Origin of the sequence: Chryseobacterium sp. MYb264 (assembly GCF_035974275.1) — a bacterium.
Classification (GTDB): Bacteria; Bacteroidota; Bacteroidia; order Flavobacteriales; family Weeksellaceae; genus Chryseobacterium.
This window is the reverse complement of record NZ_CP142422.1, coordinates 1,705,534-1,726,673: the sequence shown is the minus strand read 5'-3', so window position 1 is coordinate 1,726,673 and position 21,140 is coordinate 1,705,534. Positions and strand designations below refer to the sequence as shown.

The 21,140-nt window shown below is 36.8% G+C and carries 14 protein-coding genes; 10 read left to right on the top strand and 4 right to left on the bottom strand.

The window, feature by feature from the left end; translation table 11 throughout:
- Positions 1-67 precede the first annotated feature (67 nt).
- From VUJ46_RS07350 to VUJ46_RS07325, 6 genes are read left to right on the top strand one after another with little or no spacing between them, the layout of a single operon-like run.
- A complete protein-coding gene (locus VUJ46_RS07350) occupies positions 68-640 on the top strand; it encodes a hypothetical protein (RefSeq protein WP_326984340.1) in 573 nt (190 codons plus the stop codon).
- Positions 637-1,077, top strand: a complete 441-nt coding sequence (locus VUJ46_RS07345; protein WP_326984339.1) for a lysozyme — start codon at positions 637-639, stop codon at positions 1,075-1,077. Before VUJ46_RS07350 ends, VUJ46_RS07345 begins: the two co-directional genes overlap by 4 nt.
- 31 nt (positions 1,078-1,108) lie before the next feature.
- Positions 1,109-1,741 (top strand): leucine-rich repeat domain-containing protein, encoded by a 633-nt coding sequence (locus tag VUJ46_RS07340; RefSeq protein WP_326984338.1) that lies wholly within the window; start codon positions 1,109-1,111, stop codon positions 1,739-1,741.
- A gap of 3 nt (positions 1,742-1,744) precedes the next feature.
- Positions 1,745-2,617 (top strand): hypothetical protein, encoded by an 873-nt coding sequence (locus VUJ46_RS07335; RefSeq protein ID WP_326984337.1) that lies wholly within the window; start codon positions 1,745-1,747, stop codon positions 2,615-2,617.
- A 2-nt stretch (positions 2,618-2,619) separates the two neighbouring features.
- Positions 2,620-4,038 (top strand): hypothetical protein, encoded by a 1,419-nt coding sequence (locus VUJ46_RS07330; protein ID WP_326984336.1) that lies wholly within the window; start codon positions 2,620-2,622, stop codon positions 4,036-4,038.
- A gap of 1 nt (position 4,039) precedes the next feature.
- Positions 4,040-6,445: a hypothetical protein gene (locus VUJ46_RS07325; RefSeq protein WP_326984335.1), complete on the top strand. Its 2,406-nt coding sequence runs from the start codon at positions 4,040-4,042 to the stop codon at positions 6,443-6,445.
- A gap of 1,089 nt (positions 6,446-7,534) precedes the next feature.
- Here VUJ46_RS07325 and VUJ46_RS07320 read toward each other — a convergent pair.
- Positions 7,535-9,937 (bottom strand): hypothetical protein, encoded by a 2,403-nt coding sequence (locus VUJ46_RS07320; protein ID WP_326984334.1) that lies wholly within the window; start codon positions 9,935-9,937, stop codon positions 7,535-7,537.
- An 864-nt stretch (positions 9,938-10,801) separates the two neighbouring features.
- Here VUJ46_RS07320 and VUJ46_RS07315 point away from each other — a divergent pair.
- From VUJ46_RS07315 to VUJ46_RS07305, 3 genes are read left to right on the top strand one after another with little or no spacing between them, the layout of a single operon-like run.
- Positions 10,802-11,641 (top strand): hypothetical protein, encoded by an 840-nt coding sequence (locus VUJ46_RS07315; RefSeq protein WP_326984333.1) that lies wholly within the window; start codon positions 10,802-10,804, stop codon positions 11,639-11,641.
- Between the two features lie 10 nt (positions 11,642-11,651).
- A complete protein-coding gene (locus VUJ46_RS07310) occupies positions 11,652-12,671 on the top strand; it encodes a hypothetical protein (protein WP_326984332.1) in 1,020 nt (339 codons plus the stop codon).
- Positions 12,671-15,913: a hypothetical protein gene (locus VUJ46_RS07305; protein ID WP_326984331.1), complete on the top strand. Its 3,243-nt coding sequence runs from the start codon at positions 12,671-12,673 to the stop codon at positions 15,911-15,913. The genes VUJ46_RS07310 and VUJ46_RS07305 overlap by 1 nt, the downstream gene beginning before the upstream one ends.
- Before the next feature lie 24 nt (positions 15,914-15,937).
- On the opposite strand, the gene VUJ46_RS07300 is transcribed toward VUJ46_RS07305, so the two are convergent.
- From VUJ46_RS07300 to VUJ46_RS07290, 3 genes are all read right to left on the bottom strand, one after another.
- Positions 15,938-17,278, bottom strand: coding sequence for an IS5 family transposase (locus tag VUJ46_RS07300; protein WP_326981209.1), 1,341 nt, complete (start codon positions 17,276-17,278; stop codon positions 15,938-15,940).
- A 263-nt stretch (positions 17,279-17,541) separates the two neighbouring features.
- Entirely contained in the window at positions 17,542-18,147 is a 606-nt protein-coding gene (locus VUJ46_RS07295) for a response regulator transcription factor (RefSeq protein ID WP_326984330.1), read from the bottom strand.
- 171 nt (positions 18,148-18,318) lie between these two features.
- Positions 18,319-19,359 (bottom strand): hypothetical protein, encoded by a 1,041-nt coding sequence (locus VUJ46_RS07290; protein WP_326984329.1) that lies wholly within the window; start codon positions 19,357-19,359, stop codon positions 18,319-18,321.
- A 462-nt stretch (positions 19,360-19,821) separates the two neighbouring features.
- Between VUJ46_RS07290 and VUJ46_RS07285 the strand changes: the two genes are divergently transcribed.
- Entirely contained in the window at positions 19,822-20,553 is a 732-nt protein-coding gene (locus VUJ46_RS07285; RefSeq protein ID WP_326984328.1) for a hypothetical protein, read from the top strand.
- The last annotated feature ends 587 nt before the right edge of the window (positions 20,554-21,140 follow it).

Below are 21,140 nucleotides of genomic sequence, written 5' to 3'. Positions count from 1 at the left end.
TCTATGAATTGAATGACCTCTCTTTTGGTGATCGTCTTTTCACCTAATCAATTTAAAAATAAAGCGTATGAAAACAAAAATTCTGCTGCTGATTCTGTTCAGTGGCCTTATTCTCGGCTGTTGCAGAAGTAAAAATAAAATCACAACGATTTCCAGAGAAAATATAAAGCAGGTAGAAAATATAAAAGTTGATTCCTTGAGCTTACAGCAGGGAGTGTCTGCTCAAACCCATTTTACCGATATTTCCAGCAATGAAAATAAAAATGAAGTATCCGGAGATGTTTTGATCGAAGGAAAAACTGAGATCTCAAATCCCTTTATTTTTCATCATATGGTTGGAAAGGATACCATTCAAAAGATTTCTATTACCGGAAATGCGGAATATATCATCAATACCCATTATGAAAAAATATCAGGTCAAAAGGCTGAAAGTAATAGGGAAGAATCAGTGAATATTTTTCAGGATATGGCTCAGCATAAAATCTCAAAAGATACCGTCTGGGAGAAGAATTCAGTGGTTTCCGAGGAAACAAAAAAAGTAAAAATAAAGGGATTTGAAATCACTGCCTGGATTTTTTTTACAATTCTGGGAATTACTTTAATACTCATCTTTTTCACGTATAAATATTTTAAAAAATGAAAACATCAAAAAAAGGTATCGATTTAATCTTGTCATTCGAGGGTTTCAGTTCCAAGCCTTATCTGGACTCCGCAAATATTCCCACCATTGGCTATGGAAATACCTATTATCCGGGAGGGAAAAAAGTAACAATGAAAGATGCCGCCATCAGTAAAGAAAGAGGTGCTGAATTATTTTCTGCTGTTTTACCGACTTATGAAAAAATTGTTAATAATAAAATAAAAGTTGCGCTTACTCAAAATCAGTTTGATGCGTTGGTTTCTCATACGTATAATACGGGCGGATCTGATACTTTATTTGCTTTAATTAATAAAAAATCGGGATCTGAAATCATTAAAGATTGGTTTACTTCAAGATATATTACTGCAGGAGGTAAGGTGTTGAATGGCCTTATCAGGCGCAGAAAAGCAGAAGCCGAACTGTTCTTTTCCAAATAAAATTTAAAATAATTAATCAAAAATAAAATTTATGATCACAAAAGAAGAACTAAAACTCAATTTTGAAAATGGAGATAGGCCCACACAGAAAGAATTTTGGGAATGGATGGATTCTTATTGGCATAAGGAGGAAAAAATTTCACAGGACTCTTTGGAAGGAATTGAAAAAGTGATTCCATTTATTCTAAATGATAATTTGCTAGGATCTACAATTGAACTTTCTATTCCTAAAAATATTAAAAAAATTTTAAGAGCTTCATATACTTATTCTGGTATGTCGTATCAAATAACGAAAGTCAATTTCAATGAAGGGCTTGAAGAAATCGAATCATCAGCTTTTAATAGTCAGAATATTAAAGTTATTAAAACTCCATCAACATTAAAGGTCATCAGAAATTCAGCTTTTGCCTATCAAATGAACGGTATAAATGGTTCAGATGGTTTGGAGGAAATTATTTTAAATAAAGGATTAGAAATTATTGAAGACTATGCATTTATAAATTCAGATAGATCAAGTGTCAAGGAGCTGTACATTCCCAGCTCTGTTAAATTTGTAGGAGTAAATGCATTTTACCTTCCGTCACTTCAGTCCGTTTCCGCTCCGTCAGGTCTAGATCTTAGTAATGCAGGAATCCCTGCTACAGCAACCATTACTTACAGATAATTTATGATAGCAAAAGAAGAACTCAAACCTGTATCGTTAAGTACGATATTCAGCTGGTTTGAAAGAGGTGATATGCCTACAGAGTCTCAGTTTCAGCAGACCTTTTCTTCATTCCGTCTTGTAGAGGAAAAATTAAAGATTGATGAGGTGGAAGGTTTACGCGAAGCTCTAGAGGAAGTGCCTTCTGATACCAATTTTCTTCATCATTTACAGGATGAAAATGCACATAACGCAGTATTGGCCGGGCTGAATGCCTCCAACCTTACAACGGCCAATGTAAATGAATGGAGAGAAAAATTAAAGATCAATTTATCAGCAACAATTGATGGGCTAGGAGAGATTGGAAATGTCTATACGAAAGCGCAGATCGAAGAAATAGCGAACGGACTTCGGATAAAAGATAACGAAATACTTGAACGTATTGAGAGAATTACACAAATACTGAACTCAGATGACATTAATCTTGATGACCTTCAGGAAATCGTGGTATACATCAAAGAGAACAGGCAACAGATAGAATTCCTTACAAATATACTTGCTGAGGGCAGTGCAGATGACAAAATTAAGCTGACAGGAGTTTATTCAAACTGGGGAAAGCTTTCTTACCAAAACGAATTTAATGATTCGGTATATGATAAAATTCAGGATATCGAAGAAGACCTTCGAGCCGTAAAAGTGGTACATGAAGAGATGGTTAAAAAAGATGTCGTCATAAAGCATGATCTTAATACTTTCAGTTTTATTATAGATGCTTACGACACGGTAACCATGTTTACGATGCCGCTTAAAGTGAAGAGGATAGACCGAAATTCTATTGAAGTCCTCTTTGACTCATTACCCCCTAATATGATCCAGTTAACAATCAAAAAAATATAAAAATGGATATTAAATACGCTTATTATCGCAGTTCCGTAGGATACAAAATCGAAGGAAAAACAGACAGTGACATTTTAACTGCCGGCGGAGGAACCCGGGCCATCAGCACTTTTTGGCATGATGGAAACTTAAATCCGTCTGATTATGTGCCTAAAACAAGAACATTAACCATTAACGGAACCTCTTATGATCTTTCGGCAAATCGATCATTTACAACGACAGACACCATCACCCGATTGAAGGGCGGAGCATCAGGCTCCTTAGTATCCGGTGATGTCACGCTTGCTGCGGGAACCAATGTAACGGTTACCCAGACCGGAAATACCATTACACTGGCTTCTACCGATACGACATACAGTGCAGGGAATGGTCTTACCTTATCGGGAACGAGCTTCTCTCTACCTGTTACCACATCTGGAACAGGGAATGTCGTTACCGCAATCAGTCAGACGGCAAATGGAATCACGGTGTCTTTGGGATCTATGCCTACAGCAACAGATTTGAACAATTATGTCCCGTTATCACAAAAAGGGGCAGCCAATGGTGTGGCGACGCTGGATGCGGCCGGACAGGTGCCTTCTGCCCAATTGCCATCTTATGTGGACGATGTTTTAGAGGGGTACTATAAAGCGGCTGACGGTAAATTTTACAAAGAAGCAGCGTATACTAACCTTATTCCAACGGAAACGGGTAAAATCTATATCTCTCTTGATACGAATAAAACATACCGATGGAGCGGAAGTACATTCGTATACATCACATCAGGAGCCGTAGATTCCGTGAATGGATTAACGGGAGTTGTCGTTCTGAATAAATCTCATGTAGGTTTAGGAAATGCAGACAATACTGCTGATGCAGCTAAAAACGTTCTTTCTGCTTCAAAATGGACTACCCCGCGAACGATCACCCTTTCCGGGGTAACGGCTACAACACAGAGCATTGACGGTTCAGGAAATGTTCTCATCCCTGTAACGGCTGTCCCTGCAACCTTACTGACCGGTACTGCCGCCATTAACACCACAGGTTCAGCGGCTAAACTCACAACGGCCAGAACGATTTCTGCCACAGGTGATGCAACATGGACAACAACTTTTGACGGCTCACAAAATGTTACCGGCGCCCTAGCTTTAGCGGCAACAGGAGTGACAGCAGGAACTTATGATCAGGTGACGGTGGATGCTAAAGGTAGAGTAACATCAGGTACGAATGCCATAAAATCATACAGTACCACGATTTCCGGAACGTCAACTGTAATTCACAATCTGGGCTCCAGAAATATTGATGTGGAAATGTATGATACGGTAACTCTTTATAAAGTCTATGGAAGGATAAAGTTAACCGATATCAGTAAAATAGATATTGAATTTGATTCTGCTTTACCAAATACTGTATCTGTAACAGTAACCCGTAAAGATATTTAAAATGGATATAAAATACGCATATTATAACAGCAGCAAAGGATATAAGGTAGTCGGAGGCACGGCAAATCAATTTCTGAAGGCGGATGGGAGTGTTGAAAGTTTGGATGTTCAAAATTTTCTGACAAAATCTTATGCGGATAATAATGGTTTTATTTATTCGCTAGGTAATGCAAGGGGAACGATAGATTCATATTCTCCAGATATTGGATTGGCTACAAATTCATTTAAGCCTATAAAATCAGGATTTTATAGACCTAACGGCGAAAATGGATGGGGATCCATGATGATAGGTGTGGCTCATCCATCTGTTGGTAATGGCGCTTATTACAGTGCATTGGCATTCAGTTATTCGGGATCTGATGTTTACTTAACGGGTAATGATAGTAATGGGGTTAAAGTACCCAATAAGAGAATTCAACTGGAAAATGAAGTTCATAAAACGTCAGGAATTAGTAACGATTTATTGTCGACAGCAAATAAGCAATTGATTAATTCTGTTAATGATTATGCTTATTTCGGAAATCCCCAGTTAACGACTTCAATTGAAGGCCTCAGAGTAGAATTGGGGAATGCTAATGTATATGTTAAGGATAACTGTATTTTTACCACAACATATGGCAATTCACAGCAGTGGAATGACGCTTATCGGTTTAGTTGGAGAACTAATGGTCCATCAGTAAATAATCAGAATCAATTAATTGCAAATGGAGCACAATATATTTCAGTAGGTAATTCTGGTAATAATTTTGATGGCGATCTTTCTAATAAAACAATTGAAGGTACTTTTGCAAATTTTAGTGGTTATGGGGATGGTACTCAAACCTCTAAAAATTTAGGATTCACCTTATTTGCTCCTACTTCAGTAAATCAAGGAATTTATTATAAAACTTGGTATAGTACGCCAGATGGTAGCATTACATGGAGACGTCTGCTTGATTCTGAAGATGCAAAAAAGTATGTTCCTAAAACCACCATGATTAATGGTACTGCGATTAATGATCTGGCTAATGTTGAAACTACGTATTGGGGAGCCACCAGAACTTTAATAATAGGAAATACTGGAAAAACACTCAATGGCTCGGGAAACCAATCATGGTCTTTGGCGGAAATTGGTGCAGCACCAGCCGTCCATACGCATACTTGGTCTCAGTTAACAGGAACTCCTACGTCCGTTGCAGGGTATGGGATTACAGATGCTCCAAATATAGGTCTGTGGGGAGGAGATCGAAATTCTATTTTGGTTAAAGATACCCGAAGCACGAATCCTTTGCCTTCTACAAATTTACAATTTGGAGTTTGGTTTGATTTCAAACAATCATCGGCATTAGGTTTAACAAGTGGGGGGCAGAGTACATATGCTTCATCTATGACTTTTGTGCCCTATGCTGATGACTCCGGTAATAATAATGCGGCTTACAGGTTGGTTCAATCTGGTGAAAATATGTTTTTTCAGGTTTATAATAAAAGTTGGCAAACATTTAATAAATTATGGGCTAGTAAAGATTTTTCACAAACAAATATCAATAACTGGAATACCGCATTTAATTGGGGAAATCACGCCACTGCAGGGTACATTTCAGCTTCCAATTTATCAAATTACTATACAAAGAACGAAGCGCTTAATCAGTTTGTAAGTAAAAGCGGAGCTGAAACAGTAAATGGTACAAAAACATTTACACAAAGTCCGGTTATCCCTTTTGCTACATTAGGTAATCATGCTGTTAATTTATACCAGCTTAATAATGTTGCTGCCGGATTTATTTCAATAAATGAACCATTTTCAGCTAGTGCATTAATGATGGCGGATATGTATAACGGTGAGGCTGAAGGATTGTTTGACAAGCCGAATAATATGCATATTGCCGGTAAAGAAGGCAATATGATCAAGCTTGGAAGCCACTACAACGGTTCTGGCGGGGTAGTGATTGATATGGGTACCGGCCACATGGGCTACGGAGGAGTTTCGCCGACGCCGTCACACAATCATTATTTTAATGGTACCATCAGAATTGCTTATGGGATTAATAGTGAATCTAGCAATGGAAGCGATGTATTCGGAGGCAACGGTAGTCTGTATAATTTACCCGAGGAGATTGCTTTAGAAGATGGAAATATTCGTTTTAGACCTTATGATAGAGAGTTACCTGGTACCTATAATTTTTATAATTCTAAAAGTAGAATTGTAAAATTAACCTTACCTGATGGAGGAGAAATAATTACGGATGACATGTTGGAATTTCAGGAAGTAACCATTATGAATATAAGTAAAAATAAAGCGGTATTTATTGTGGAACACAGAGGGTATAAGTTTCCTATAGAGCCAAGAAGCAGCGCAAGATATTATATGAATGAGAAGGGAAGAATTATTCAGGAAAATATGAGTGTAGGAAATTGTTTTTCTTATTAAGGGGTTCTACCATTTTAAAATGAGCAAATAAAAATTCTTAAATGTCTAGTAATTGTTAAATTAGATACCACAAAAGTCCAATTTTATAGCAAATTGCTGAAAACTGGCATGGCTATTGAATAATGACAAATACCAAATCACACACCATATTAAATGAAATTAAAATCCTCACTTTATAGTGGGGATTTTATACTAAAAAAGTACACCATTATATTTTCACGATTGATCCTTAGTTTTTGACTGAAGATTTTTTTATGCAAACTTTAGATTAAAAAAAACGGATCAAATACAAAAGTTGGGAACTAGGCAGAAAAGTTTAGATTATGTAAGGTGAAATTTTTTGCTCTCGCAGATTTTTCAAATGATGCAGATTCTTTTTCTTACACTTTATATATTGAACCCGAAACCACCCCAAGTTTTTTGACAACTCCCGTTTTAAATCTCACCAGACTGTTCTCCCTATAAAAGACCGCAAAGGTTAAACAAAGAAAATCAACGATTTATCTGTGGAAAATCTGTGTGGCGATCTGCGGGAAATAAAATTCGTGCATTCGTGGCCACAATATGCAGCCCTCAATTTTATCAAAGATAAAATCCTTGCGCCTTAAAAACATCAGGCATTAAAAATATCTTTGCACCTTTGCGAAAAACCAACAAGGAGAGCAACATCTGTAAAAATCTGCGCGATCTTTTGGAAATAAAAAATTCGTGCATTCGTGGCCACAATATGCAGCCCTCAATTTTATCAAACATAAAATCCTTGCGTCTTAAAAACATCAGGCATTAAAAATATCTTTGCGACTTTGCGAAAAACCAACAGAAACAGCCCCACTCACGAAAACCCTATCAATCTTTGGGAAATAAAAAAATTCGTGCATCCGTGGCAAAAAATACACCTGAACAATTTCTCCCCAAGTGTTGAAACTGATCCAAAAAAACTTTATTGGATTAAATAAAGTATAATTCCAGAATACATATTTCGGCAAAATTTTAAAAAGGCTCTAAATGAATTTCGGTACTAAAATAGGAAATCCTCACGCAATGGCAAGGATTTCTATGTTGTCTGAATAAATATTCCAATTCTCTTTTTTACTTTAAGACCAGCTGATCATACAGCAGATTATCGTCTTCATCAAAGCTTATGATCAATACTTTATACTGTTTTGCAGTATCGTTGTTATAAAATTTAATTCTTGGCGGAACGTAGTCACTGTCGAATAAATTAGGATTCCAGTAAAGGGTCTCACGGGTATCGTTTTCTATTGTTTTTGGAGAATCGTCACTATCCAGCATTTCCAGAGGAAATTCTGAAGGTTTATCATATCCTTTTATTGTTGTTGAATTATTTCTTGGAGCCTCTTTTTCATTGGTTTTGGATTTCATATTGCCTTTCAGGGTATAAATAGCAACTGCATCACCTATTAATCCTGCGCCTTTTAAAATTTTTACCATCGCAATATTGGTCGGCGGAAGACTTGCAATCATAGAAGGATCGGTTTGTATTTCATCCAGATAGAGTTTCGCCTGCTGACCTCGGATATAGGGAACGCTAACCCCGGAATTATTTTTTTGAAAAGTTAATCCTGCGGCTCTTCCCTGCAGCCAGTCCAGGATATTAACGGATCCTTCTGCATGCTGATCTTCATTTACAAAATCAAATATCGTGGAATTCATAGAGGAGAACATTCCCGTAGACAGCTGTTTATCCAGTTCTTCTTTGGGATCTGCCTTTTTTCCTACAATTTTTACTTCTTCAATCTGTCCATCCACATGCTCTGTACTTTTCATATTCTTCTGAGTGTTAAGTGCTCTGGAGATGGCTGCCGAAGGTTTCCTGTTTCCGGAAATCGGAACCAAGGTATATTTGGTAGTCGGGAAATTACCTGTAAAAGGTACAGGATTTACCAGAGGTTCTGCCGTGACGTACAGGTTGTCCTGACCTGAATCCTTCTCATTTTCTGCATTCACGAACAGAGAAACCAGCAGGGGATCATTAAAGTTGAGGTTATTTAAATAGACATAACCATTTTGATCCGTTTTAAATGAATTTATTGTGGGCTGGTTTTCTCCTAGTTTCAATGACAAATTTACGGTTGCATCCTTGATAAGAGCATTGTTTTTAACAGGTTTAATTCTGTAAGAAAGAAATTTCTGGGTATTATTTTTTATTGTCGGCGAAATTCCGCTCAGCACCGTACGCCAGTCGAATCTTTTCCAGTTTTCGGAAATAAGTAAGGCGTCTAACGCTTCGCTGTTTGCATTTGTAGAGAAATACTGTGCCGGTCTGTCTATTCTTGAATTAAAATCTCCGGTTAGCCAGAGGCCACTTAAGAGGTTTTCTTCCTCAGGACTATTGTTGCCATCTTCCTCGCTTACCAAAACCGTATAATTTTTAAAATACGATTCAGGAGAAAGATCTATACTGTTGAAAGATCTAGGTTTTTGCTTCAGATCTCGACCAATAATTTCTGCTTTTTCAATCTTCAGATCATTAGGCTTTATAAAACAAAGTCTTTGGGCAACCAGATTGTCCTGATCATCAAAGATTGCCAGCTGAAAAATAGCATTGTTTCCGTTGCTGATTTTTGTAGGAATAAGACTGGATGCCTCATTAATGAGTTGATTGATATTGGCTTTATACGCTAAATGATTATTAATGGTACCTACAATTTTATAATTCTGAAGCTGCTGTTTTAAATTGACTCCTTTCAGGCTGTATTTAATGCCTTCCTTAGAACTTACCACTTCTAAACTCAGACCGCTGTTTGCTACTTCAGGTAAATCTATGGTCTGCTTTTTTCCGGACTGATCCTGGATGATAGCCTGATATCTTTTCCCAGAACTAGGGGTCATTCTGAAAGATGCCACATTTTTATCAAATGATGTAAAGGTGGTAATGGGGGTATTAGGATTTTGTGCATCTACAATTTTACCGCTCCAGCTTTCCGGGAGATTTGTATTGCTGGATAATCGTACCGCAAATTTTGTAGAAATACCGTTAATGAAGTTACCTCCCTCAGGAAAAGCCTTGGCCGTCCAGTCATTACTTTTGGCGAGTTCTAATGTTTCAGGCGAGTTGGGATTATAAATAGGGATCGTTTTAACAATCTGGAAATCTGTAGGAAAGTTCGTCATGTAAGGAGTGTATGCCCTTAGGAAATAAACCTGTTCCGGAAGCCCTTCTTTAAGTTTAAAATCACCACTTCCTTCACCGTTGGTAAGAAGTATGGTTTTCCAGTCGATTAATTTTTTATCAGAATTGTACAATTCTACAAATAATGTCGTCGACAGGGCAGACCGGTTGTATCCGTCAAATACAAAACTCTTAAACCATATCTGGTCACCGGCCACATATTGTGGTTTATCGGTAAGAATATATACCTTTTCCTGCTCATAATTATTCTCAAGATCAGTAATTGCTTTTTCAAGTTTAGTCTGGGAAAGTAACGGCTGTGCTGCTGAAATGAGAAGTAAAAAGAAAATATTTTTCATAAAGATCTTTACGCATTTTTATCCAATGCTAAAATACTCAATAAAATAGTCTAAAAATGAATATATGCTTTCTGAGATAAAAATTTAAGAAGATTTTAACTATTTTTCACCCTGAGAAATCGGAATTTGTTACAATATATTTCCTTGTGCTTTGGAAATAAAGATAATCCTTTTCGCAAATTATAATAGGGTATACACTTATTTTTTATATCGACCTGGATAGGGTTTTTTACGATTTGTTGAGACGGGTTTATACACTTTAAGAATGCCTGCCAATCATCCTGAATTCTGTACACCCCACATTCAATGTCCATATCCATATACCGGGAAGATGTTTTGAGTTCAGGCCTTTCCTATTTTGTGATGTAATCATTTTCTTCGGGGTGATCCGGATTTACTGTGAATTTCGATAAAAGACCTTCGACTGCAACTACAGAAAGGAGAGGGCCAAAAATTTTCCTGTGAATTAAAAAAAAATGAAATTTGAATATTGAAAGGATAAAGCCGGGATATCCAGTTTCAGATAAAGATCACCTACATAAAGTCAGTATGATTAACCTGAATATCTGTACTAACGGTGGCCGTGTTTAAAAGACTAAAGCAGATGATGCGGTCTCTGCTGAAGCTACGGAATGAAGAGCAGTGAAAACTTTTGTAAATGCTTAAGAGATACGAAATTTGCGACCGTTCTTATTTCTGCGGAAAAAGCAGCAGGTCATTTATCCGCACTCTGAAGTTCCAAGAATTTCTTTAATGGAAAAGTCTGCAGAGATCCTATGAGCATTATATGAAAGCTGCCGTTACCAGGAAGTTGTATCCTGCCCGAATTATCAATTTTTTCAAAAACTAATTTTCACACATCAAATGAATACACCAATAGATACCATTTTCAGTTGGTTTAAAACTGGAGATTTTCCGACCCAAGCCCAATTTCAAGCAACCTTTTCAGCTTTTTACCATAAGAATGATTTAATCCCAAGAGAAAGCATTGAAGGACTTGAAGAAATCTTTGAACTATTTATCAGTGCAGAGGCACTTCAGAGGCATTTAGAAGATCCGGAAGCTCATGCTGAATATCTGGCTTTGCTGAATGCAGGGAATCTGACACCAGCCGATATAGATCAATGGAAAACCAGGCTTGGAATCCACCATACAGGAATCATTGACAGCTCCGACACGTTGGGCAATGTCTATACCAAAATACAGGTCGATGATTTTGTGAATACTCTGAAAAATGCAGATAAAGACCTTTTATCAGCAATAGATACAATTAGAGAGCTTCTTTTATCCAATGATCTGTCTTTAGACGAACTTCAGGAAATAGTGGATTTCATTAAAAAAAGCCGTGAGGATATTGAGGCCTTAAAGGCCGTCGCCGGAGAAACCAATGAAAGCAAAGTAAAGCTACTGAATGATTATGAGGGGCTCGGAAGCCCACAGAAACAGCAGGAATTCAATAAGCAAATCTATGATAAGGTAATGATAATCTCACAAACGCTGACAAGCGCGATGGTGCGGATCACGGAAAGTGCAGTATTTCCAAATATCCTTGAAACGGAGCACGTCATTATCCAGGCCAGGGACAGTGTTACCGGTAAAAAAATAAATGTTGATGACTATGCAACCACTCAAACCATAGAAATTAAAATGGTGGGGCAGCTTACTAACCCCATCAATATTCTCATTTTAAAAGTTAAACCATAAAATAAAAGCTATGAATACAAATGCAATAATAAGCAATAACGCCAATCAGGACAATTTTTTCGGAGAACTGCAACGCACCAGATTTCATTATTTTGAAACATTCCCAGATACAAGTAATGCTCCGGCGGGCTGGGTCATTGATTATAAAAGGGAACTGCACCAGTGGAACGGAACGGAATGGGTCAATTTGGCTAAAAATTATGAACATCCGGATTATCCACTTACCAATAATCCTTTTCAGACTGAGCAGACCAGCGGACTTTTAATGCTAAGTCAGATCCTCACCAACAGTTCAGGCCATTTAATCAAAGTAGCAGGCCGAAATCTTACCAATGCGGATATTGTTTCTATTTTCCTGAATGATGCCACCCAGTCGGGTACGTTCACATGGTCATCCAACAAGATCAGAACCTATATTGAAAATTTAATCGGGCAAAACCTTACGGGTGCATTGATCTATCAGCCGGGAGGCTATGTTCCTGCAACAACGAAAGGCTCTATGATTGCCGGGTCACCCATTACTTCTGCCATTATTAAAACAGGAATGGTGTGGGTTATTACCTCTAACGGCTGGGTGGGAGATGAACCTGTTTCTGTGGGAGACCACCTGATTGCCAATACAGATAATGCTTCTAATATTCCTAAAAATTATCAGATCATAGAAAAAGGAATTCCTGATATTGTGGATGCTACCGAGGCGGTGAAAGGGCTGATCCAGATTGCTACGGATAATGAAGCGATTGGGGGAACAGATGCTGAGAAAGCCATGACCCCAAGATCTACAAAAGCAGTATTGGATGCCAGATTTAAATCTTCCACGTTCATTCTTGGAAATGGTAATTCTGTCAGCTTCACATTAGGACATTATTGGAATACCAGAAGCATTGACTATACATGCTATAGCAAATCCGAGAATATCAGAATTAATGTAAGTTGTGTATCCATCTCAGATGATGAAGTAAGGATAGACGTTTTACAGGCGCCTAAGCTCGATGACTATATAATTACCTTAACCGCAAGACTAGACTAATGATTGCCGCTGAATATTTTAATAATCACATCACTGTGGAGGGTGAGATTATTGTAAAAAAGGTTCCGAATGACTCAGGTTCTGTGCTGGTATGGAACCCATCCACAAATAAAATATCTCAAAGAACAAAAGAGGAGATCATTGCTGATTTGGATGTAATGACCTTAAGTACAGGTCAATTTGTATATGGTCAGAAATCCTTTATGAGTGTGGGCTCATCCGACGAATTTGCCAATAAATTATGGGTGAGAGGTGATAATAATTCAGAACCAGGGATCACATTCTGGAAAACGGGCTATATTTCTTCTACCTTAACATTGAGAAATGATGGGTTTCATTTCGGAGTGGGAGCAAGTAATCATTACGACCATGTAAAAGCCGCAGGGTTCAGAAAGAATGGTTCTTCCGATAACCTGTTTTTAACAGGCGGCGGTGGTGATTATGATGCCAGAAAAAAAGAAGACTCCTATATTCATTCTTCAAGAAATTTTGAAGAAGGTACCTTTATTGAAACTGATGTAGACTATTCAGCCACCAACGGAGATCAGTTCCTTTTGGAAATGAAGGGAAATATGTACGGTAGTGGTAATTATTTACCTTTAGATCTTAAATTGCAAGGTTATATTTACAATGGCACTATCATTTCTGAAGGCGGATATTCTACTTTATTTTACTTTAATTATATCATTGCTTTAAACTTTAATGGAAAATTAGCTTTCTGGTTTCCAAGGCTGGGATACTGGCAGGGGTTTGATGTAAAATTGACTGTAGGATATGGAGGCTTAGACCAAGGAAAAAACAGAGTGACCGCTATTTCAGATTATGCAGATCCCGGTGGTACCAAAAGAGTACAAATCAATTTAAAACATTTACTGACCAAAGAAGAACTGATTTCTGAAAATGCCTTTTGGGAGAAGAAAAATGTAGGAGGAGCGTATTGGGGGTTGGAATCTGATCGGGAAATTGGAATCTTTACCCCCGGAATGAGCGCTCAGCGAATATTGTCTGGAGGATTGTTAACATCGGATCACTACTATGATAAGAATTATATACCTCCGAATGGTATCCATGCAAAAGGTTTTGTACAGTCTGATGAAGGGTTCCAGAACAGATACTGGAAAGCTGATCAAAGAAACAGAATTTGGTCTTTTGCCAATTCAGAGAATCACGGTATGTCTTATTATCAGGGAGGATTTCATCCTTCGGGCGAAGGTATAGGTTTTCATTTCGGAGATGGAAATGACTATAAATTCTTTATCAAAAATGATGGTTCTACAATAGCCAGACAGGTAATGACTGTAAATAGCCCGGATTCAATTGGAAGTGGTAATGCCGGTACTACAGGAACTCATTATAAATTATTACTGGGGAACAGCAATGATGCTAACTCTCCCAATTATGGGATGGCATTTTGGGTCGAAGGCTCTGGTGAAGCTTACATCCAGCAACAGCGGTTTGATGGAAATAATGTGGCCTACCGATTAAATCTTCAGCCTTATGGGGGGGATGTAACGATTAATAATAATACAGTTTGGCATAATGGAAATTTTAATCCCAATACTAAAGTAACCAATTCTGATAATGTGGTGGGATTGGCTTTTGATAGTGGTTCAGCATCAAGAACGCCTTACTTTATTCATACTAACGGAACATATGTGCCTATAGCTACGCACGACTTTTTAGCACAAAATTATGCGCTAAGAGCGGGTTCTAATGCTAGTGGGGCTTGGGAAAATGCGTCGAGAGCTTTGGTGACAAATCCTTATATACCCGGAAGAACATTGAATTCTGCGGGAGATGTATATCTTCAGGAAGCTACTTATGGTGATGTACATGGTATACTTAACAGTTCAGGAAAATCGCAAGGCAATCCTACTGAACATTGGTACCACAGAATTAAGATGCTACATTCAAATTCAGCAGGATATTATACAGAAATTGCGGTCCAGATGACAGGAAATAACTCTCTTCATTACAGGAAAATGGAAGGGGGTAAAGTATCAGATTGGATACAGGTTTGGGATCAGGCAAATTTTGCACCTGAAACAAAGATAAATGCGTGGCAAGGTGCTCAGTCATTAGGGTTTTCTGGTGGTAATATTGATGACACTCCTTATATTTATACTACGAGTGGTCAGTATAGATTTTTAGCGACCCAAAACTGGTCTGCCGGTAAGTTTGTGAATCTTGACAGTCAACAGGACATTACCGGACTTAAAGTTATTAAAGGAAGGTCAAAAAATACAGGTACAGGCTGGGGAAATACGGCTACAGCAACTGATTATTCTTTCTTAGTAGAAACCGGAAGTGGATCAGATTTCACTAATCAGTACACGGCATCTATAGGTTTTTTCTCCAACAGCGGGACACAAGCAGGCATCTACGCAAGAAGTAATGATATCGATGGCACTTCAATGGCTTTTGCAACGACGAATAGTTTTGGTACGGGACCTCAGATCGCCCTGACGATCAATAATGAAGGAACTGTGAACCATTTAAGATCGAGGCCTACATTTAAGGGAAATGTAATCTGGGATGAAGGTAATCTTACTCCTTCAATGATCAACAACTGGAACTCTATGTCCAGCAACGGGATTGTTGTCAATCAGATATTTACAAATAATACAAATAACAGATTGATTATTGTAGATGAATATTTTGGCGAAGATTCCGGTATCTATGATGAAAATAACGAATTCTATTTAGCAGCATTGCAGGAAGAATATTATAAATATTCAAGTAGGTTTAAGAGTTGGGAAGGTATTAATTTTCATATCAAAAGCCAGAACATTGGGGTTGGTACCACAGCTAATGATGCTGATAAAATCAATGTTTCAGGCTCTGTAAAGGCGACTAAGAATTTCAAATCAGAGGAGGAAAAACCAAATACCTTATTTATTCCCGATGGAAATTTAGCTTTCCTGGATGATGAAATTACCAATGAAGAGTACAGGATGAGGTTATCTCACCGGATGATTGAACAGCAGCCGGGAGTGTATGATTATAATTCTGATAACAGGATGCTCGTCATCCGATGTACCGACCCCGGAACTCCTTTTCTGTTGAGAAGATGCTTTAAGGGACAGCGTATACTGGTCCTAAATGCGAATGACAGTTATGCTCAGGAATTTGCGATCAGGAGCGCCGGTTTTTCATATAAAATTCAACCATTTACTTCCATTCAGTTATTCGTTTGGGATGATAGTACAGTTTATAAATATGCAGAAAATAAGATGTATTAAAATGAGAATTTAAATAGTCGCTCCTTAAAAAGCTGTTTTTTGACTTTGAAAATTATATTTGCCTAAAAAGATTCGGAGAACAAGTTCGAGCCAAAGAAGAATTTGTTGTTTGATTTGATTCAATCTCATCTTCAAATTGTATCCAATCCCTGCTAATAATGCATTATTAATATCTCCAGCCACTCCTTTCAGGAAGTTTAATCCTAAGGAGTGGTTTCTTTTTAAATGAGAGATACAAGGTTCTATGGCTGCTCTTGCCCGGAATCTTAATCTGGCTACTTGTTGCCCATATTTTGTTTTTTCTTTTTTTGCGGGAAGCAAAATTGCTGTTCCTTCCACTTCTTTGATTCCTTTAAATCCTCTGTCTGTAGTGGCTTTCGTAGGTCTTGTTCCGCCAACGGATTTTCTTACCCTCTCACTCTGTGCCAATGATTCTTCAAGAGTTTTACTATCGTGAGGATTGCCAGAAAATCTCTTTACCGAGCTGATGATCCCTGTTTTCCGACCTCTTACTACTGCTACTTTTGTCCCAAACTCGTATGCTTTTCCCGATTTTCCTTTCGCAATACACGCAACTTGTGGCTCGTGAAGACTGTAAATTTTATCTTTCGTGGTACGTTCTTGGGTGAGTGCTTTAAGGTAAATTTTAAAAACGTCTTCGTAGCCTTTCAAAACATCTTTAGGAAGTTTTCTTTCCAATTCCCGAAGAACTCTTTTACCAATCGTCCTGAGCTTTTTCCTCGCCATTTTTGCCTTCTTCTGTCTTCTGGGATGATGTCCAAAAAAAGCGTCCCGCAATAATTGTTTGCTCACTCTTCTGTAGCTTTGTCTTTGTACAACGCTCTCTTTTTCTGCTATTTTTCTACAATTGTCGATTACTTTTTTTGCTAATTTGGCATCGGTAGGAAAGGTAATGTTCTTCTCCTGAACCGTCGTATCTACCTGAACTTCATCTTCTGTTTTGGCTTTGGGATGGAGAGAAACGCTTTGTCCCAAAAGAAATTCCAAACCCTTATCTCCAATTCTTTTTCTGAAGTGTACAAAATTGCTCGGATCGAAAGGCTGCTCTGTCTGGAAAAAGGTTTCTCCGGTAAAATATTGCCAATACGCATTCTCAATCCATCTCTCTATTACACTTTCATCACTTTCTTTAAACATTTCCTTGAGCAAAAGCATTCCTGCTATTTTACGGATAGCAATAGAAGGTCTTCCGTTTTCTGAAAATAATTTCTCAAACTCTGACTCCATTTTATCCCAGGAAATCTCCCCAGCTAATTTTACCACCGGATGCTCCATATTAATAAGCTCCGTAAGCCTGGTCTTGAATAAATTCTGCTGTAAATCCTCTCTTATTTTGCCTAACATTTTGCCACTTTTTATATCCTAAAAATACAATTTATTGCAATTTTTTACAACGATTTTTTACGAAATATAAGTGCATAAAACTGATAATCAAAATATTACTTGGTTTTTAAGGAATGACTAAATAGTTAAACATTCATTGGAATAATAAAAAAACACTGTAAAGATTAATTTTACAGTGTTTTTATCTTTTTTTAATGTTTTCGAACTTTCCGTTTCCATCTTCCCACTCATTCATCAGATTTCTCAGACGACATGATATGGCATCAATGCAATTTCTCATATATTTTGATCAAATCAGAAATATTATCGACCTCCAGCTTTTCAAAAATTCTTTTTTTATGGGTGCTTACCGTTGAAGATTGAAGTTTCAGTTGATTCATAATTTCGAGATTTCCGTATCCTTCTGCGATCAGCTTAAAAATCTGCCCTTCTCTTTTGGATAATTTTTCAATAGGATTGGGGTTCTCCGCGAGTCTTTTTACAATCTCTGAAGGATAAAAATATCCATATTCAAAAATATGCTTTATGGAATTAATGATGTCTTTTTCTGAGGAGTTTTTATTAAGATAGCCGTCCGCACCATTTGAAATATACTGCATGGCAATATCCTGATCGTAGGCGGTATACACCATAATTTTGATATCTTTTTGAATGTCTTTTATCTCGGTAATCATCATTCTGTTGATGCTTCCGGGCATATTAATATCCAACAAAACCAAATCATATTCATTTTTATGAAGCTGATTGATAAGATGAGTATAATTGGAAACCTGATCTATCGTCAGCTCTTTATCATTCGACTGTAGAATTAGTTTTGTACCCGTTCTTACAACGGGATGATCATCGGCAATTATTATTTTTTTAACCATTGGAATTTTTAAGGTTTTATGATTAATTCTACACTCGTTCCCTGCGGTTTATTTTTCGTAAAGATGATCTTCATATCGATCTTTTGAGTCGTATTTTTGATAATTGTTAGATTTTAAACGTCATTATAGCTGGATGTTTAGGGGAGATAATGTTGAAATCATTATCGTAAGCTACGAATTTATTGAAGGGTATCTTTTCAAATTTTTTTGTTCAATAATTCCATATCTGTCATCAACTTTACCAGATTCCGTAATAACACTATTTTTTCTGTATGGAAGAGTGGAGTAGTAAACATTATCTGTAAATTTTGAGTGATCTTGTGATGTATAGAAGCTGTTTGTACTGATGGTCTTTAAATCCTTAGTCGTGCTGCCTGGATATACTTTTTTATATTGCTTATCATATATAATAGATACAATTTGATCTGTGTCAAAATTTTCATACTGAGTGATAAATTGAGTATCAAGCGTATTATTTTTATAAGAAACCTGATAAATCTTATTATTTAAAATTAAAAATGTTTGATTTGCTGATGGTTGCCAATATATTTTAGCAACTTTATGATAAATAAGAGACGAGTTATTTTCTGATAGGAAAAATTTACCATTTAGTAGCGTTGTTATACTCTTTATTTTTTTATCAACAATAAAATTTTTTTCATCAAAAGCAAAAATATTAGACAAATCATTTAAGCTATTGAAGACTTCAGGCATATTCAGTTCTGTATATTTTCTGCCTCGTATTGAAATTGTTTTTTGTGAGTTTATGTGATATTTTGAATTTTTGAAATAAAATGCATATTGCTTGAAATAATGAGGAGTACCATTAAAAAAAATGTTTTTATTAAGAATTGCGTATTTTATATTTTGAAAATATACAACAGAAGGTAGAAATTTTTTTTTGGATAAAACTTCTGCTTTTCTTGCCTGAATGGTAACCTGTAGGTTTTCATTACCACAGGAAATTATGATGCTGTCCTGCTGAAAATTACCTCTAAAATATTCGAAATTTAATGTTTTAGTGGGAAAGTTATTATAGGTCTCAAATTTCTTACCGTCATACTTTACAATGCCATTTTCCGTAGAAAGCCATATAAAACTATACTTGTCCTTAATCATGTCTTTCACACTATTTTGTGGCAGACGACTATCCATATCATACCATCTGAGACTGGCAGATTGGGAAAAAAGCGGAGTATTAGTTACATGCATACAATAAACGGTATTACTGGCGAAGTACAATCTTAGTTTTTTTTGGTATAAATAATTAATTTATCCCTTTGTTCAAGGCAAAAGTATAAAAAAATCAATTTAAAAATGAATTAAAGTTAAATTAATTCACTAATAATTGAATATGGTAATACTACTACTACTACTACTTATTCTCAGAGCAACGACGAGTGTTTTTCTATTTAAATATTTCTCTGTTTATTGATATTTATAGAGAAATCTCTATTTGAAAGTAGAGAAATGTGGGATGCTTTTCAATATTTATTAGAAATTACTAAAATATATTTGCAAAGTAAAATGACTCCTTAATGAATTTATTCAAAGCAAATTCTTTATGATAAAAAATTAAGATCACATAAAGACCATGCTTTTGGTGAACTAATGGTACACGTAAAATAGTACAGATCTACGTATACATTATCCAAATAAATTAAAATTCATAATATGATAAAAACACTCACTTGTTTGCTATTTCTCACTTCAGTTACAACGTATTCTCAGGTAGGTATAGGCACAGCTAATCCCAGACAACAGTTTCACATAGATGGAGGAAAAGACAATCCTGCGTCCGGAGCACCTTCTGCCGCACAGGCAAATAATGACTTGGTGGTGACCGCATCAGGAAATATGGGAATTGGAACCATAAATCCGGCTGCGAAACTTGATATTTCTAATGGGAGTACCGCGGGTGCGATTAAAATTACAGACGGAACTCAGGGAGAGGGAAAAGTTCTTACTTCAGATGAAAACGGAGTGGGAACATGGCAGAATGCTTCCAATACTTTCGTGGGTTTAAGCATAAACCGAGGAACCAATACGGCTGTAGCGACCAATGCTGCTATGCCACTAACAGGAATTCTCTATTCTTTTGGATTAAATCTGAACACGCCTGCAGTGAATCAGTTTCAGGTGAAGGAAACAGGAATTTATCTGATTACATTTCGTGTGAATGCTGGAGGAGGTACCGCAACACTTTTTACCTTAACAAACGTTACAGACGGTAACGTTGCAGAAGTAGTTTCCGGGGATGCTTCGAATTACAGAATCATAGGATCTCACGCAACCCGATTGGTGGCAGGGAAAACGTACCAATTCAGCCCCAACGGTACGATGATCGCTTGCTCAAATTGTGGCCAGCAAATGTCTGTTACGATGCTGAGTAAAGATCCTCTTTAAATATCTAATACAAAGTTGTCTAATTGTTACTAAATATTTTGTAAAGAGATATGAATAACTCCATCATCATCAGATTCTAAGAACACAATAACACAATTTCCCAACAAAAGAATCTTTATCTTGCCGCTGAGGTTAGGCTGAATATCCAATATTCGCAGACACCTTAGCATAAAAGCAGATAAAAGCATAAAGAAGTCCGTTTTCACCAGATGAGTGAAGCGGACTCTTTTTTGTTGAGTTTTGACATTAAGGTTTGGAATAATCTTAGATCAAATACAAAACTTGAGAACTTCGTAAAAAGGTTAAAGAATCTGAGTTTAAATTTTAATGTTAATTTTTTGCTCTCGCAGATTTTGTAGATGACGCAGATTGATTTTTCTTAACTTGAAATGTTGAACACTAAGTCCGCTAAGTTTTTTTGATAACTACCTGTTTTAAGGCTCACCAAGCCGTTCTACTTACAAGAGATCACAAATATTGAGCAAAAAAATATCAATAGCAGCATCTTTGAAAATCTGAGTGATCTGTGGGAAACAAAAAATATTCGTGTATTCGTGGCAAATAAAACCTCCAGCTTCCAACCCACT

Excerpts from the sequence above, each read along its gene's own strand:
- VUJ46_RS07305 (WP_326984331.1), top strand. The coding sequence starts at position 12,671 with ATGATTGCCGCTGAATATTTTAATAATCACATCACTGTGGAGGGTGAG.
- VUJ46_RS07345 (WP_326984339.1), top strand. The coding sequence starts at position 637 with ATGAAAACATCAAAAAAAGGTATCGATTTAATCTTGTCATTCGAGGGT.
- VUJ46_RS07320 (WP_326984334.1), bottom strand. The coding sequence starts at position 9,937 with ATGAAAAATATTTTCTTTTTACTTCTCATTTCAGCAGCACAGCCGTTA.
- VUJ46_RS07350 (WP_326984340.1), top strand. The coding sequence starts at position 68 with ATGAAAACAAAAATTCTGCTGCTGATTCTGTTCAGTGGCCTTATTCTC.
- VUJ46_RS07340 (WP_326984338.1), top strand. The coding sequence starts at position 1,109 with ATGATCACAAAAGAAGAACTAAAACTCAATTTTGAAAATGGAGATAGG.
- VUJ46_RS07330 (WP_326984336.1), top strand. The coding sequence starts at position 2,620 with ATGGATATTAAATACGCTTATTATCGCAGTTCCGTAGGATACAAAATC.
- VUJ46_RS07315 (WP_326984333.1), top strand. The coding sequence starts at position 10,802 with ATGAATACACCAATAGATACCATTTTCAGTTGGTTTAAAACTGGAGAT.
- VUJ46_RS07300 (WP_326981209.1), bottom strand. The coding sequence starts at position 17,278 with ATGTTAGGCAAAATAAGAGAGGATTTACAGCAGAATTTATTCAAGACC.
- VUJ46_RS07285 (WP_326984328.1), top strand. The coding sequence starts at position 19,822 with ATGATAAAAACACTCACTTGTTTGCTATTTCTCACTTCAGTTACAACG.
- VUJ46_RS07310 (WP_326984332.1), top strand. The coding sequence starts at position 11,652 with ATGAATACAAATGCAATAATAAGCAATAACGCCAATCAGGACAATTTT.
- VUJ46_RS07335 (WP_326984337.1), top strand. The coding sequence starts at position 1,745 with ATGATAGCAAAAGAAGAACTCAAACCTGTATCGTTAAGTACGATATTC.
- VUJ46_RS07325 (WP_326984335.1), top strand. The coding sequence starts at position 4,040 with ATGGATATAAAATACGCATATTATAACAGCAGCAAAGGATATAAGGTA.
- VUJ46_RS07290 (WP_326984329.1), bottom strand. The coding sequence starts at position 19,359 with ATGCATGTAACTAATACTCCGCTTTTTTCCCAATCTGCCAGTCTCAGA.
- VUJ46_RS07295 (WP_326984330.1), bottom strand. The coding sequence starts at position 18,147 with ATGGTTAAAAAAATAATAATTGCCGATGATCATCCCGTTGTAAGAACG.